The sequence below is a fragment of the Stenotrophomonas sp. LMG 10879 genome (assembly GCF_002750935.1).
In the GTDB taxonomy this organism is placed as follows: Bacteria; Pseudomonadota; Gammaproteobacteria; order Xanthomonadales; family Xanthomonadaceae; genus Stenotrophomonas; species Stenotrophomonas lactitubi_B.
Genome location: NZ_PEJT01000001.1, coordinates 93417 through 108544, shown reverse-complemented (window position 1 = coordinate 108544; position 15128 = coordinate 93417). Strand labels below are relative to the sequence as shown.

Sequence of the window (15128 nt, the reverse complement as noted above, 5' to 3'; positions counted from 1 at the left end):
GTGCTCTCATGCGTTCAACTCCTTGTGCAGTTCCTGCAGCGACCAGACCGGGCCGGTACCGCGGAATTCCAGTGAATCCACCAGCGCCTTGGCACCGGCAATGGTGGTCGAATAGGTGACGCGGTGCTGCAGCGCCTCGCGACGGATCGAGAACGAGTCGTTGATCGCGGCACGGCCTTCGGTCGTGTTGACGATATAGACGATCTCGCCGTTCTTGATCGAATCGACGATGTGCGGGCGACCCTCGACCACCTTGTTGATGATCTCGCAGTCCATGCCGTGCTGCTGCAGCCACGCTGCGGTGCCACGGGTGGCGACCAGGCTGTAGCCACGTGCCAGCAGGGCCTTGGCCACCGGCAGCACGCGCTTCTTGTCCGGGTCGCGCACCGACACGAAGGCCTTGCCGACCGGCGGTGCCTTGATGCCGCCGGCTTCCTGCGCGCGCGCGAAGGCGGCGTTGAAGCTGCGACCCACGCCCATCACCTCACCGGTGGAGCGCATCTCCGGCCCAAGGATCGGGTCGACGCCCTGGAACTTGGCGAACGGGAAGATCGCTTCCTTCACCGAGTAGTAGTCCGGCACGATTTCCTTGGTGGCGCCCTGCTCTTCCAGGGTCTTGCCGGCCATGCAGCGGGCCGCGATCTTGGCCAGCGGCATGCCGGTGGCCTTGGACACGAACGGCACGGTGCGCGAGGCACGCGGGTTCACTTCCAGCAGGAAGATGGTGTCGTTGCCTTCCTCGTCAGTCTGGATCGCGAACTGGGTGTTCATCAGCCCCACCACGTTCAGGGCCTTGGCCAGCTCGATCACCTGGCGACGCAGCTCGGCCTGGGTTTCAGCCGACAGCGAGTAAGGCGGCAGCGAGCAGGACGAATCGCCCGAGTGCACGCCGGCCTCTTCGATGTGCTCCATCACGCCACCGATCAGGACGTTGCCCTGGGCGTCGGCGATGATGTCGACGTCGCACTCGACGGCGTTGTCGAGGAAGCGGTCCAGCAGCACCGGCGAATCGTTGGACACCTTCACCGCGTCACGCACGTAGCGGGCCAGGTCGGATTCGCCGTAGACGATTTCCATCGCGCGGCCACCCAGCACGTAGCTCGGGCGCACCACCAGCGGGTAGCCGATCTCGCGCGCCAGCAGCAGGGCTTCCTGGTCGTTGCGGGCGATGCGGTTCGGCGGCTGCTTCAGGCCCAGCTTCTCCACCAGCTGCTGGAAGCGCTCGCGGTCTTCGGCCAGATCGATCGAGTCCGGGCTGGTGCCGATCACCGGCACGCCGTTGGCTTCCAGCGCGCGTGCCAGCTTCAGCGGGGTCTGGCCGCCGTACTGCACGATCACGCCCTTCGGCTGCTCCAGCTCGACGATTTCCAGCACGTCTTCCAGGGTCAGCGGTTCGAAGTACAGGCGGTCGGAGGTGTCGTAGTCGGTCGACACGGTTTCCGGGTTGCAGTTGACCATGATGGTTTCATAGCCATCTTCGCGCAGCGCCAGTGCCGCGTGCACGCAGCAGTAGTCGAACTCGATGCCCTGGCCGATGCGGTTCGGGCCACCGCCGAGGATCATGATCTTGTCGCGGTTGCTCGGCGCGGCTTCGCACTCTTCCTCATAGGTCGAGTACAGGTAGGCGGTGCCGGTGGAGAACTCGGCGGCGCAGGAGTCCACGCGCTTGTACACCGGGCGCACCTTGTGCGCACGACGCAGCGCACGCACGGCCGCTTCGTTGGTGCCGGTCAGCTGGGCCAGGCGGGCGTCGGAGAACCCGGCGCGCTTGAGCTTGCGCAGGCGCGCCGCATCCAGTGCGTCGATGCCATCGGCCGCGACCTGGGCCTCGGCAGCGATGATTTCTTCGATCTGGTCCAGGAACCACGGATCGATGTAGGACAGCTTGAAGATGTCCTCCACGCTCATGCCGGCGCGGAACGCGTCGGCGACGAAGAACAGGCGCTCCGGACCCGGCGCCTTCAGCTCACGACGCAGGGTCTGCAGATCGTCTTCGTTGCTCAGGTCCAGGCCGGTCGGGTCGAAGCCGACCTTGCCGGTTTCCAGGCCACGCAGGGCTTTCTGCATCGATTCCTGGAAGGTGCGGCCCATTGCCATCACCTCGCCCACCGACTTCATCTGGGTGGTCAGGCGCGCATCGGCAGCCGGGAACTTCTCGAACGCGAAGCGCGGGATCTTGGTGACGACGTAGTCGATGGACGGCTCGAACGAGGCCGGGGTCAGGCCGCCGGTGATCTCGTTCTTCAGTTCGTCCAGGGTGTAGCCCACGGCCAGCTTGGCGGCGACCTTGGCGATCGGGAAGCCGGTGGCCTTGGAGGCCAGCGCCGAGGAACGCGACACGCGCGGGTTCATCTCGATCACCACCACGCGGCCGGTGTCCGGGTTGATGCCGAACTGCACGTTCGAACCACCGGTATCCACGCCGATCTTGCGCAGCACGGCGATGGAGGCATCGCGCAGGCGCTGGTATTCCTTGTCGGTCAGGGTCTGCGCCGGGGCCACGGTGATCGAGTCACCGGTGTGCACGCCCATCGGGTCCAGGTTCTCGATCGAGCAGACGATGATGCAGTTGTCCGCGGTATCGCGGACCACTTCCATCTCGAATTCCTTCCAGCCCAGCACCGACTCTTCGACCAGCACTTCGGTGGTCGGCGACAGTTCCAGGCCGCGGTTGACGATTTCGATCAGCTCTTCGCGGTTGTAGGCGATGCCGCCGCCACTGCCGCCGAGGGTGAAGCTGGGGCGGATGATGGTCGGATAGCCGACGCGGGTCTGGATCTCCAGCGCTTCGTCCAGGGTGTGCGCAACGGCAGCGGTCGGGCACTCCAGGCCGATCTCGCTCATCGCCACGCGGAACAGCTCGCGGTCCTCGGCCATCATGATGGCTTCGCGCTTGGCGCCGATCAGCTCGACGTTGTACTTCTCCAGCACGCCGTTGTCGGCCAGGTCCAGCGCGCAGTTCAGCGCGGTCTGGCCACCCATGGTCGGCAGCAACGCGTCGGGCTTTTCCTTGGCGATGATCTTCTCGACCGTCTGCCAGTTGATCGGCTCGATGTAGACGGCGTCGGCCATCTCCGGGTCGGTCATGATCGTGGCCGGGTTGCTGTTGACCAGCACCACGCGGTAGCCCTCGTCACGCAGGGCCTTGCAGGCCTGGGCGCCGGAGTAATCGAACTCGCAGGCCTGGCCGATGACGATCGGGCCGGCACCGATGATGAGGATGGTCTTGAGGTCAGTGCGCTTGGGCATTTTCTTCTCTAAGTCAGTACAGCGTGACAAGGGGGGTGATCGCACGCTGTCGATCAGGAATCTTGATCCGCAGCGCCGCGCCAGGGGCAGCCGCGATGCGGAGGCTTACGGTCCATCGCGACGCCACCGGCGAACCGGCGGCGTACTGATCACGCCTTGGCCTGGTCCATCAGCGCCACGAAACGGTCGAACAACGGACCGACGTCGGTCGGGCCCGGCGACGCTTCCGGGTGGCCCTGGAACGAGAAGGCCGGCACGTCGGTGCGGGCGATGCCCTGGTTGGTGCCGTCGAACAGCGAACGGTGGGTCACCCGCAGGGTGGCCGGCAGGGTCGCTTCATCCACTGCGAAACCGTGGTTCTGCGAAGTGATCATCACCCGGCCGCTGTCCAGGTCCTGCACCGGATGGTTCGCACCATGGTGGCCATGGCCCATCTTGATCGTCTTCGCGCCCGAGGCCAGGCCCAGCAGCTGATGGCCCAGGCAGATGCCGAAGGTCGGGATCTTCACGTCGATGAAGGTCTTGATCGCGGTGATCGCGTAGTCGCACGGCTCCGGGTCGCCCGGGCCGTTGGACAGGAACACGCCGTCCGGCTTCAGCGCCAGCACTTCAGCAGCCGGGGTCTGCGCCGGCACCACGGTGACCTCGCAGCCGCGCTCGGCCAGCATGCGCAGGATGTTGGTCTTCACGCCGAAGTCGTAGGCCACGACCTTGTACTTGGCCGGCACGCTGACGAAGGCATTGGCGTCCAGGTCCAGCTGGCCCTCGGTCCAGACGTAGGACTTGTCGGTGGTGACGACCTTGGCCAGATCCATGCCCTTCAGGCCGGGGAACTTGCGGGCCGCTTCCAGTGCCTTTTCCACATCGATGCCGTCGCCGGCCATCAGCGCGCCGTTCTGGGCGCCCTTCTCGCGCAGGATGCGGGTCAGCTTGCGGGTGTCGATACCGGCGATGGCGACCACGCCACGCTGGATCAGCCAGTCCTGCAGCGACACCTGGCTGCGCCAGCTGCTCGGGCGGCGCGGCACATCGCGCACGATCAGGCCGGCCGACCACACCTTGGACGCTTCATTGTCCTGGTCGGTCATGCCGGTGTTGCCAATGTGCGGATAGGTCAGCGTGACCATCTGCCGGGCGTAGGACGGATCGGTCAACACTTCCTGGTAGCCGGTCATGGCGGTGTTGAACACCACCTCACCGACGGACAGGCCGGGCGCGCCTACGGATTCGCCCTCGAATACGGTGCCGTCTTCGAGGACGAGGATTGCGGCTTGGGTCACGGAATTCTCACTTTGGCTACCGAGGGGGTGCCGAAGTCACGCCTGCGCTTCACGGAAATCCGGTTGCAAAAAAGCGCGGACGTACGGTCTGGGACCGGTCCGGCTTTCGTGATTCGGCGAGTGCGAATTGTAGCGGTGCCGGGGCGCGCGCGCCAGCGGTTATCGCCATTCATGAACAGGCGATTGCGCATTCATTTCAATCCGGGGGCGTATGCAGGCCGCAGGGCGGGGTCGGATCCTTTCCCGAACGGGAAAGGCTCTGAACCCGGGTGCCCACAGATGGGGTCAGAACCCTTTCCGCCGGAAAGGGATCCGACCCCGTCCAGTTCATCCGTTCGGACCGTCCAGCAGGTCCCGCACCCGGTAGCTGCCCGCCGCCCGGCCCTGCAGCTGGCGCGCGGCAAACAGCGCCCCGCGGGCGAAGATGTCGCGGTTGGTGGCCCGGTGCACCAGCTCGATGCGCTCGCCCAGGCCGGTGAACTGCACCAGGTGCTCACCGACGATGTCACCGGCGCGCAGGCTGGCGTACTGCGGCTCAGCCCCGCCGCGCTGCGCCGCAGCGCCCAGGGTCAGCGCCGTGCCCGAGGGAGCGTCCTTCTTCTGCGTATGGTGCGATTCAACGATGTCGCAGTTCCAGCCGGCCAGCGCCTGCGCCGCACGCTCCACCAGCTCGTCCAGTACCGCCACGCCCAGGCTGAAGTTCGACGCCCACACCAGCGGGATCTTCACCGCCGCCGCCTCCAGCGCCTGGCGCTGCGCAGTGGAAATGCCGGTGGTGCCCGACACCAGGCCTGCGCCGCGCTCCACGCACAGTGCCAGCAGTGCATCGAAGCCCTCCGGCAGGCTGAAATCGATCGCCACGTCGAACACCGGCGCCCCCGGCACCTCGCTCGCAGCAAAGAACGGCACACCATCGATCACCCGCTGGGCCGGCGCGCGGCCGGTCACCGCAGCGACGATCTGCAGGGAATCAGGGTGTTCGGCGGCCAGCCGCAACAGGGCCTGGCCCATGCGCCCGGAGGCGCCGTGAATAAGCAATCGCAGGGGAGTCTGGTTCATGCACGCAGGCTAGCGGCAGCACGCATGGTCCGGCAAGCGCTGTCGCTGCTACGCTGCGTGCCCCTACAAGCGCTGGCCCGCACCTCATGCACCTTTGCGAACCGCCCTGCATTCGCGCTGACGCCATCATGCCGCCTGCGCGAATGCAGGGCTGAAACGGTGCGCATTTCCGAGGTCGCGCGCCGCACCGGCGCCAGCGCCAAGGCGATCCGCCTGTACGAGGCACGCGGACTGCTGCCGCCAGTGCCGCGCCTGAACCGCTATCGCGATTACAGCGAACAGGATGTGGCGTGGGTGCAGCTGATCCGGCAGGCGCTGGGGCTGGGCATCGGACTGGCCGCCATCACCCGCCTGCAGCGCAGCGACGGCCAGCTCGACTGGCCGGCAGTGCTGGTCCTGCTGGAGCGCCAGCGCGCTGCGATTGCTTCCGAGCGCGAGCGGCTTGCCCGCATCGAGGTCGAACTGCAGCAGGTGGCGGACGAGCTGCGGCAATGGCTGCAGCAGGGCGATGGTCTTTGCGTTCTGGCTGCCGCTGGCTGCCCCGCCGGTGGTTGACTCTGCCCCTGGGGCATAGCGCACGGTCGCGGTTTTCCAGCTTCCGAGACTGCCGTGCCCCGCTCCATCCTGATCCTGCTTGGCCATCCCGACCGCGACAGCCTGTGCGGCGCCCTCGCCCAGCGATACGCAACCGCCGCCAGCAACGCCGGCCACCGCGTGCGCTTGATCGCCCTGGGCGACCTTCAGTTCGACCCGGCACTTCGCCACGGCTATCGCCAGATCCAGCCGTTGGAAGCCGACCTGCAGGATGCCGCCGACGCGATCCAGGCCTGCGATCATCTTGTGCTGGTCTACCCGACCTGGTGGGGCGCGATGCCTGCGCTGCTGAAAGGCTTCTTCGACCGCGTGCTGCTGCCAGGCTTCGCCTTCCGCTACCGGCGCGATTCGGTGTGGTGGGACCGGCTGCTGGCTGGACGCAGCGCGCGGGTCATCACTACCCTGGACACGCCGCCCTGGTACTACCGGTGGATCTACCGCGACCCGGGCATTACCCAGATCCGCAGCACCATCCTGGAATTCTGCGGCATCCGCCCGGTGCGGGTCAGCCGCCTGGGCGCCGTGCGCAGCAGCACGCCGCAACAGCGCGAACGCTGGCTGGCTCAAGCGGCCGAGCTGGGTGCGCAGGCGCGTTGACGCGTCGCGGCGAACGGCCCGCCTCGCCCGGCCCGCAACGTAGATCCACGCCATGCGTGGATGATCAATTCCGACGCCGCTGGAGGGCGGCGCAGGAGATGAGTAGATCCACGCCATGCGTGGATGAGGATCAAGGGCGTGCGAACCAAGCTTCGCACCCGCCAAAGCAGGAAAGGCAGCCTCAGTGCTGCTTCGGCGGCGTCGGCCCGCAACTGTCACAGCCGCCGCATGCGCCGCCACCGCCAGTGGCCGGCGGCGCGATCTTCCGGCCCAACGCCTGCAGCCAAACCGCACGGCCCGGCTTCAGCAGCGCCAGTGCCAGCGCGCCACGCAGTTTGCGCACGGTACCGGGCGCCTGCTTCTTCAGCACCACCCAGGCGCTGACCAGCACGGCCACCGCGATGATCAGGTACTGGATCAGCAGGCCGGCGTCCATCAGCCGCCCCCCAGCGCCACGGTCACCTGGTAGGTGATCAGGGCAGCCACGTACGCCGCGGCGAACAGGTAGAACGCCGCAAAGCCCATCTGCTTCCACGAGTTGGTCTCGCGCTTGATGGTGGCCAGCGTCGAGATGCACATCGGCGCGTAGATGAACCACACCAGCAGGGCCAGACCGGTGGCCAGCGACCAGCCATCAGCCACCACCGGCGACAGCGCGGAGATCGCCGCATCGTCATCGGCAGCCGACAGCGCGTACACCGTCGCCAGCGAGGACACCGCTACTTCGCGCGCGGCGAGGCCCGGAATCAGCGCGATGCAGATCTGCCAGTTGAAGCCCAGCGGCGCGAAGATCGCGGTCATCGCGTGGCCGATCTGGCCGGCATAGCTGTAGTCGATGGCCGGCATCGTCGCGTCGGCGGGCGCGCCCGGGAACGACAGCAGGAACCACAACAGGATGGTCAGCGCCAGGATGATGCCGCCGACGCGCTTGAGGAAGATCATGCCGCGCTCGTACAGGCCGACGGCGAGGTCGCGCGGATGCGGAATGCGGTACGACGGCAGCTCCAGCATCAGCGGGTGCTCGCTCTTGTCGCGGCGCCACTTCTTCATCACCCATGACATCACCAGCGCGCTGAGGATGCCGGCCACGTACAGGCCGAACAGCACCAGGCCCTGCTGGTTGAAAATGCCGATCCTGCCGGCCGGAATGAACGCGCCGATCAACAGCGCATACACCGGCAGGCGCGCCGAGCAGGTCATCAGCGGTGCCACCAGGATCGTGGCCAGGCGGTCACGCGGGTCCTGGATGCTGCGGGTGGCCATGATGCCCGGCACCGCACAGGCGAAGCTGGACAGCAAAGGAATGAACGAGCGCCCCGACAAACCCGCCGCCGCCATCATGCGGTCCAGCAGGAACGCAGCGCGCGGCAGGTAACCGGACTCCTCCAGTGCCAGGATGAAGGCAAACAGGATCAGGATCTGCGGCAGGAACACCACCACGCCCCCCAGGCCGGCGATGATGCCGTCGGTCAGCAGACTGGTCAGCGGCCCAGCCGGCAGCACGCTGGCGGCCAGCTCACCCAGCCAGGCAAAGCCGGCTTCGATGCCATCCATCAGCGGCGTCGCCCAGGCGAACACCGCCTGGAAGATCAGGAACATCACCACGACCAGGGTGATCAAACCGAACACCGGATGCAGCAGCCAGCGGTCCAGCGTGTCGTCGATCTTCGCGGTCCGCGCCGGCATGCGCACGGCGGCGGCCAGGATCGCGCGTACCTGCGCGTGGTAATCCACGTCCTTTTCAACACCGGCCAGCGGCGCATCCAGGTGCGGCACCATCGTGTCCAGGCGTTCCACCAGCGCACGCGCGCCCTGCTTGCGCACCGCCACGGTTTCCACCACCGGCACACCGATCTCGCGCTCCAGCGCGGCAACGTCGATCTGGATACCGCGACGCTGCGCGGCATCAACCATGTTCAGCGCGATGATCATCGGCCGGCCCAGCTCGCGCAGTTCCAGCGCGAAACGCAGGTGCAGGCGCAGGTTGGTGGCGTCGATCACGCACAACAGGACGTCCGGCGCGGCCTCACCCGGGTAGAAGCCCCGGCACAGGTCGCGGGTGATCGCCTCGTCCAGGCTGGCCGGATGCAGGCTGTAGGCGCCCGGCAGGTCGAGCACGGCGAATTCGCGGCCGGACGGCGCACGCAGGCGGCCCTCCTTGCGCTCGACGGTGACGCCGGTGTAGTTGGCGACCTTCTGCCGGCTGCCGGTCAGCTGGTTGAACAGAGCGGTCTTGCCGCTGTTGGGGTTGCCGACCAGCGCGATGCGCAGCGGTGCGGCGGTTGCGGTGGCACTCATGCGCGTCGCTCCTGGCTGGCCGGGTCGATGACCACGCGCCGGGCCTCACTGATACGCAGCGCGAAACGGGTGAACCCGACCTGCACCAGCAGCGGCTCGCCGCCGACCGGACCCCGCGCCACCAGGCGCACTTCCTCACCCTTGACGAAGCCCAGCTCGCGCAGGCGCCGGGCGATGGCATCGTTGGCATGCAGGTACTGCACGGAATCGACCACGGCCGAGGTGTGCAGGGGCAGTTCGGACAGCGTCATCTAGCGTGTTCTCTGCTGGATGTAAATGGTTCTCGATTCTAACATTCCCGCGTCGCGTCATGGCCCATGACCAATGGCCCGCTATGATCCATACAGGTATGGAGCAACCCCGGAATCCCATGAACGATGCTTTGCAGATCGAGCGCAATGGCGCTGTCCTGACCCTCTGGCTGAACCGGCCGGAGCTGCACAACGCCTTCGATGCCGGCCTGATCGCCCGGCTGACCGCCGCCCTGGAAGCAGCCGGCCGCGATGACACGGTGCGCACGGTGGTGGTGGCAGGCCACGGCGCCTCCTTCTCCGCCGGTGCCGACATGCAGTGGATGCGCGGCATGGCCACGGCCAGCGAGGCGGACAACCGCGAGGACGCCCTGGCGTTGGCCCGGCTGATGCGCACCCTGGACGAGCTGCCCAAGCCGACCCTGGCCCGTGTCCACGGCGCCGCCTTCGGTGGGGGTGTCGGCCTGGTGGCCTGCTGCGATATCGCCATTGCCACCAGCGCTGCCCGCTTCGGCCTGACCGAAAGCCGTCTGGGCCTGTTGCCGGCAGTGATCTCGCCCTATGTGATCGAGGCCATCGGCAGCCGCCAGGCCCGCCGCTGGTTTGCGACCGGCGAGCACTTCGACGCCGACACCGCCCTGCGCATCGGCCTGATCCACCACCTGGTGGAGCCCGAGCGCCTGGACGAAGCGGTGCAGCGGCAGCTGGCCCTGCTCGACAAGGCCGGGCCGATCGCCTCGGCCTCGGCCAAACTGCTGGTCCGGCAGGTGCGCGACGCCGATGATCGCGACAGCCTGGACCGTGACAATGCCGCCCTGATCGCCCGCCTGCGGGTGTCTGCCGAGGGCCAGGAAGGCCTGGGCGCCTTCCTCGACAAGCGCGCACCGCACTGGGTCACGGAGGCCTGACATGTTGGACCATATTGGTGTGAACACCGGCGATCTGCCGCGCAGCAAGGTCTTCTTCCTGCAGGCGCTGGCGCCGCTGCAGATCGGCCTGGTGATGGAGGTCAGTGCCGAACAGACCGGCGCCCACGACCACGTGGGTTTCGGCAAACACGGCAAACCGTTCTTCTGGCTGGGCAATGCGGCACCCCTCAGCCAGGGCGTGCACGTGGCCTTCGTCTGCGGCGAACGGGCCCAGGTTGATGCGTTCCACGCCGCCGCCCTGGCCGCAGGGGGCCGCGACAACGGCGCCCCCGGCCTGCGCCCGTGGTACCACCCGGACTATTACGCCGCCTTCGTGATCGATCCGGACGGCAACAACATCGAGGCGGTCTGCCACCTGCCCGGGTAGGCCCTCCGTCAAAACAGGCGCAGGCGTGGCCGCTCGTGCGACCCGCCTGCGTATCTCATCTGGCAGCCTGGCGAAGACCGGGCCGCCTCCGTTTCCCAGGAACCGCCGTGACCCCAGTCGATCCCATCCGCCCTGCCCGTCCCGTCCCGCCTGCCGCGGGGGTGCCGCGATGAGCGATTTCGTCCGCATCGTCGAGGTCGGCCCACGCGATGGGCTGCAGAACGAAAAGCAGGCCGTGGCCACCGCCGACAAGATCGCCCTGATCGATCGCCTGTCGGCCACCGGCCTGCGCACCATCGAGGCGACCAGCTTCGTCAGCCCGCGCTGGGTGCCGCAGCTGGCCGACGCGGCCGAAGTCTATGCCGGCATCCAGCGCCACTCGGGCATCGCCTATCCGGTGCTGGTGCCCAACGAGCAGGGCTACGACCGCGCACGCGCCGTCGGCGTGCAGGAAGTCGCGGTGTTCACCGCTGCATCGGAAGCCTTCAACCGCACCAATACCAACGCCGGTATCGATGAATCGCTGGCCCGCTTCGAGCCGATCCTGCGCCGTGCAGCCGCCGACGGCGTGCGCGTGCGTGGCTACGTCTCCACCGTGCTCGGCTGCCCCTACCAGGGCGAGGTGCCGCTGGCCGACGTCGTGCGCGTCGCCCGTGCCCTGCAGCAGATGGGGTGTTACGAAATCTCGCTGGGCGACACCATCGGCGTCGGTACGCCGCGCAAGGCCCGCGCGATGCTGCAGGCGGTGGCTGCCGAGATCCCGATGAGCGCATTGGCCGTGCACTTCCACGACACCTATGGCCAGGCCATCGCCAACATCGCCGCCTGCCTGGAAGAAGGCGTGCGCGTGGTCGACAGCGCCGTGTCCGGTGCCGGCGGCTGCCCGTACGCGAAGGGCGCCAGCGGCAACGTGGCCAGCGAGGACGTGGTGTACCTGCTGCAGGGCCTGGGCCTGGAGTGCGGTGTTGACCTGCCATCGCTGGCAGAGACCGGGCGTTGGCTGGCGGGGCTGCTCGGCCGCGCCACCGCCAGCCGCGTCGGGCAGGCGCTGGCGGCGACATGAACGACAGCGGCCCGCGCGACCGACCGGCCATCGGCGATGCTCCCGCCGCAACCGACGACGCGCTGGCCGCTCTGGACGCGGCGCTGGCCGCATCGCCACCGCCTGCCCAGGCCAGGCTGCTGCGCCAGGCGCGGCAGGCGTTGGCCGATGCACAGCAGCGCGAACTGGATACCCAGGCCCGCTATGCCGCGTTGTTCGATGCGGTGCCCGACCCGGTCAGCATCCTCAGCGCCGAAGGCGTGGTGCTGGACGTCAACCGTGCCGGCATCATCGCCTACGATCGGCGGCGCGAAGACATCGTCGGTCAGCCCATCGAACTGCTCAACCCGGACCTGCCCAGCGACCATCTGCAACCGGTGTGGGAGGCGCTGAACCGCGGCGACACCTACGTCATCGAAGTGACCAACATGCGCGGCGACGGCAGTCGCTTTCCGGTCGAGGTGCATTCGGCCGGCTTCCAGGACCGTGGCCAGCCCTGCATCGTCGCCGTCGCCCGCGACCTGAGCGGGCGCTGGCGCGCCGAGTCGCGCTATCGCCTGTTGATGGAGTCGATCGACAAGGGCGTGATCCTGTTCGACCGTGATCTGCGCGTGCTGTCGGCCAACCCGGCCGCGCACCGCATCCTCGGCCTCACCGGTGGTGGCGTGGGCCTGAATTCGATGCTCGATCCCGAGGCGTGGATCATCGTCGACGAACATGGCCATCCGCTGACCCAGGCACAGTGGCCGACCAGCCGCTGCTTCCAGGCCGGGCGGATGATCCGCAGCACCATCATCGGCCTCTACCACCGCCCGCGCGGACGCATGCTGTGGCTGTCCACCACCAACGTGCCGGTGTTCGGCAACGGCTGCGACCAGGCCGACCATGTGTATGCGATGTTCAGTGACATCACCGAACTGAAGCGCAACAACACCCTGTTCGCGCGCGCGCAGTCACTGGCCCACATCGGCGGCTGGGAGTGGGATCGCGGGCTGCAGCGCCTGTACCTCACCGATGAGGCGCGGCGCATCGTCGGCCAGCCGGCAGATATGGAAGACATGCCGGACCTGCTGGACTGCCTGCGCAGCGACGACCGCGCCGCCCTGCAGCAGGCGCTGGCCGACACCATCGAACACCGCAGCAGCTTCGGCCTGGAGCTGCAGGGCCAGCGCCGCGATGGCCACTCGTTCTGGATCCGGATGATCGGCGAGGTCTCGGCCGGCGATGTCGATGCCGCGCGCATCACCGGCACCGTGCAGGACATCACCGAGCGCAAGCAGGCCGAGGAAACCCTGCGCGTGCAGGCCCGCACCGACCCGCTGACCGGGATCATGAACCGCGATGCGGTGCTGAGCGACCTCGGCGTGCGCATGGACAGCCCCAGCCACGACCGCGTGGCGGTGCTGTACATCGACCTGGATCGCTTCAAGGTGGTCAACGATCTGCTCGGCCACAACGCCGGCGATGAACTATTGATCGAAGCGACCCGGCGCATCGCCACCGCAATCGGCACCGAAGGCCTGCTCGCCCGTTTCGGTGGCGACGAGTTCCTGGTGATCTGCGACCTGCGCGACCAGCCGGACCAGGCCGAACAGCTGGCCGAGCGCATCACCGCGGCCTTCTCTGCGCCGTTCCAGCTGGGCAGCGACGAGTTCCCGGTCACCGCCAGCATCGGCATCGCCCGTGCACCGCGTGATGGCGACCGGCCGCAGCAGCTGATCCAGAATGCCGACACCGCGATGTACGAGTGCAAGCGGCGCACCCGCAACGGCTGGCAGGTGTTTTCCCCGGAACTGGCACAGCGCCAGCATGACCGCCTGCAGATCGAGAGCCGCCTGCACAAGGCCCTCGATGGCGACGAGTTCCACCTGGTCTACCAGCCACAGGTCAACCTGCGCAGCGGCGCCACCATCGCCTGCGAGGCATTGATGCGCTGGCACAACATCCAGCTGGGGCCGATGCGCCCGGACCTGTTCATCCGCCACGCCGAGCACACCGGCGACATCGTGCGCATCGGCCAATGGGCGCTGCGCGAAGCCTGCCGGCAGGTACGGCAATGGCAGGACGATGGGCTCGGCCTGGTACGGGTGGCCGTCAACGTGTCCTGGCGGCAGTTCGTCGGCGAGGATCTCGCGCGCTGGGTGCGGCAGGTGCTGGACGAGTTCGGCCTGCCCGGCAGCGTGCTGGAGCTGGAGTTCACCGAGCGGGTGCTGATCGAAGATGCGCCGGACACCCTACGAACTTTCGCCCGCCTGCGCGAGATGGGGGTGATGCTGACCATCGATGACTTCGGCGAAGGCTACAGCGCGCTGAACTACCTGCGCCGGCTGCCCATCCATGGGCTGAAACTGAGCCAGCTGTTCGTCGAGGGCATCCCCCGCAACCGCTCGGATGTGGCGGTCTGCGAGGCGGTCTGCGCGATTGCCCGCAGCCTCGGCCTGGGCGTGGTCGCCGAAGGTGTGGAAACCGAACCACAACGGCAATGCCTGCTCGACCTGGGGGTGACCGTCGGCCAGGGCTTCCTGTTCGCCCACGGACTGCCCGCCGCCGACTTCGAGCGTCGCCTGCGCCGCGCCCGCGAACTGGGCTGAGGCCGGCGGCGCAGTGCACAACGGCGGCTGCCGTCGCTTCCGTTAGAATCGGCGGTTCTTGAACCTGCAGGACCGTGCAATGCAGCAATCTTCCGTACGTGCCGTGATCACTGGCGGCGTCTCCGGCCTCGGCCTGGCCGTGGCCCAGCACCTGGTTGCCCAGGGCGGCAAGGTCGCCCTGTTCGACCTCAACGACGCCAAGGGCGCGGCCGCTGTTGCCGAGCTGGGGCAGGACAACGCCCGCTATTTCAATGTCAACGTCAGTGATGAAGCGTCCGTGTCGGCGGCCATCGACCAGGCCTTCGATTTCCTCGGCGGCCTGAATGTCGCCATGAACTGCGCCGGCATCCTCGGCGCTGGCCGCGTGCTGGGCAAGGAAGGCCCGATGCCGCTGGCCGGGTTCCAGGGCACGGTGATGGTCAACCTGGTCGGCAGCTTCAACGTCGCCAAGGCCGCCGCCAATCGCATGCAGCACAACGAGGCCGGGGTGGACGGCGAGCGCGGCGTCATCATCAACACCGCCAGCGTTGCCGCCTACGAAGGACAGATCGGCCAGGCCGCCTACTCCGCCTCCAAGGGTGGCGTGGTGGCAATGACCCTGCCGATGGCCCGCGAGCTGTCGCGCTTCGGCATCCGCGTCAACACCATCGCGCCGGGCGTGTTCTGGACGCCGATGGTCGATGGCATGCCCGAGGCCGTGCAGGAATCGCTGGCCGCATCGATCCCATTCCCGTCGCGCCTGGGCAAGCCGGAAGACTTCGCCAGCCTGGTCGGCCACATCCTCGGCAACACCTATATCAACGGCGAGACCATCCGCCTGGACGGCGCCACCCGGCTCGCTCCGAAGTGATTCCCCCCGGGCGCCGGGACG

13 protein-coding genes are annotated in these 15128 nt (G+C 67.7%); 7 read left to right on the top strand and 6 right to left on the bottom strand.

The window, feature by feature from the left end; translation table 11 throughout:
* Window positions 1-6: 6 nt before the first annotated feature.
* The 3 genes from carB to dapB form a co-directional block, all read right to left on the bottom strand.
* Entirely contained in the window at window positions 7-3249 is a 3243-nt protein-coding gene (gene carB, locus CR919_RS00455) for a carbamoyl-phosphate synthase large subunit (protein ID WP_099818350.1), read from the bottom strand.
* 149 nt (window positions 3250-3398) lie between these two features.
* Complete coding sequence (gene carA / locus CR919_RS00450; RefSeq protein ID WP_099818349.1) at window positions 3399-4529, bottom strand: glutamine-hydrolyzing carbamoyl-phosphate synthase small subunit; 1131 nt, start codon at window positions 4527-4529, stop codon at window positions 3399-3401.
* A 327-nt stretch (window positions 4530-4856) separates the two neighbouring features.
* On the bottom strand, window positions 4857-5588 hold the full coding sequence (dapB, locus tag CR919_RS00445) for a 4-hydroxy-tetrahydrodipicolinate reductase (RefSeq protein ID WP_099818348.1): 732 nt from the start codon (window positions 5586-5588) through the stop codon (window positions 4857-4859).
* Between the two features lie 159 nt (window positions 5589-5747).
* On the opposite strand from dapB, the gene CR919_RS00435 reads away from it, so the two are divergent.
* Window positions 5748-6143, top strand: a complete 396-nt coding sequence (locus CR919_RS00435; protein WP_099818759.1) for a MerR family transcriptional regulator — start codon at window positions 5748-5750, stop codon at window positions 6141-6143.
* Window positions 6144-6197: 54 nt separating this feature from the next.
* On the top strand, window positions 6198-6779 hold the full coding sequence (locus CR919_RS00430; protein ID WP_099818347.1) for an NAD(P)H-dependent oxidoreductase: 582 nt from the start codon (window positions 6198-6200) through the stop codon (window positions 6777-6779).
* A gap of 181 nt (window positions 6780-6960) precedes the next feature.
* On the opposite strand, the gene CR919_RS00425 is transcribed toward CR919_RS00430, so the two are convergent.
* From CR919_RS00425 to CR919_RS00415, 3 genes are read right to left on the bottom strand one after another with little or no spacing between them, the layout of a single operon-like run.
* A complete protein-coding gene (locus CR919_RS00425) occupies window positions 6961-7215 on the bottom strand; it encodes a DUF6587 family protein (RefSeq protein WP_099818346.1) in 255 nt (84 codons plus the stop codon).
* Window positions 7215-9077 (bottom strand): ferrous iron transport protein B, encoded by a 1863-nt coding sequence (gene feoB / locus CR919_RS00420; RefSeq protein WP_099818345.1) that lies wholly within the window; start codon window positions 9075-9077, stop codon window positions 7215-7217. Before feoB ends, CR919_RS00425 begins: the two co-directional genes overlap by 1 nt.
* Entirely contained in the window at window positions 9074-9328 is a 255-nt protein-coding gene (locus CR919_RS00415) for a FeoA family protein (protein ID WP_099818344.1), read from the bottom strand. Before CR919_RS00415 ends, feoB begins: the two co-directional genes overlap by 4 nt.
* Window positions 9329-9447: 119 nt before the next feature.
* On the opposite strand from CR919_RS00415, the gene CR919_RS00410 reads away from it, so the two are divergent.
* From CR919_RS00410 to CR919_RS00390, 5 genes are all read left to right on the top strand, one after another.
* Complete coding sequence (locus CR919_RS00410; protein ID WP_099818343.1) at window positions 9448-10236, top strand: enoyl-CoA hydratase-related protein; 789 nt, start codon at window positions 9448-9450, stop codon at window positions 10234-10236.
* A 1-nt stretch (window position 10237) separates the two neighbouring features.
* Window positions 10238-10624: a VOC family protein gene (locus tag CR919_RS00405; RefSeq protein WP_099818342.1), complete on the top strand. Its 387-nt coding sequence runs from the start codon at window positions 10238-10240 to the stop codon at window positions 10622-10624.
* A gap of 169 nt (window positions 10625-10793) precedes the next feature.
* Complete coding sequence (locus tag CR919_RS00400) at window positions 10794-11687, top strand: hydroxymethylglutaryl-CoA lyase (protein WP_099818341.1); 894 nt, start codon at window positions 10794-10796, stop codon at window positions 11685-11687.
* Window positions 11684-14257 (top strand): EAL domain-containing protein, encoded by a 2574-nt coding sequence (locus CR919_RS00395; RefSeq protein WP_099818340.1) that lies wholly within the window; start codon window positions 11684-11686, stop codon window positions 14255-14257. Before CR919_RS00400 ends, CR919_RS00395 begins: the two co-directional genes overlap by 4 nt.
* Before the next feature lie 79 nt (window positions 14258-14336).
* Window positions 14337-15107: an SDR family NAD(P)-dependent oxidoreductase gene (locus CR919_RS00390; protein WP_099818339.1), complete on the top strand. Its 771-nt coding sequence runs from the start codon at window positions 14337-14339 to the stop codon at window positions 15105-15107.
* Window positions 15108-15128 lie beyond the last annotated feature (21 nt).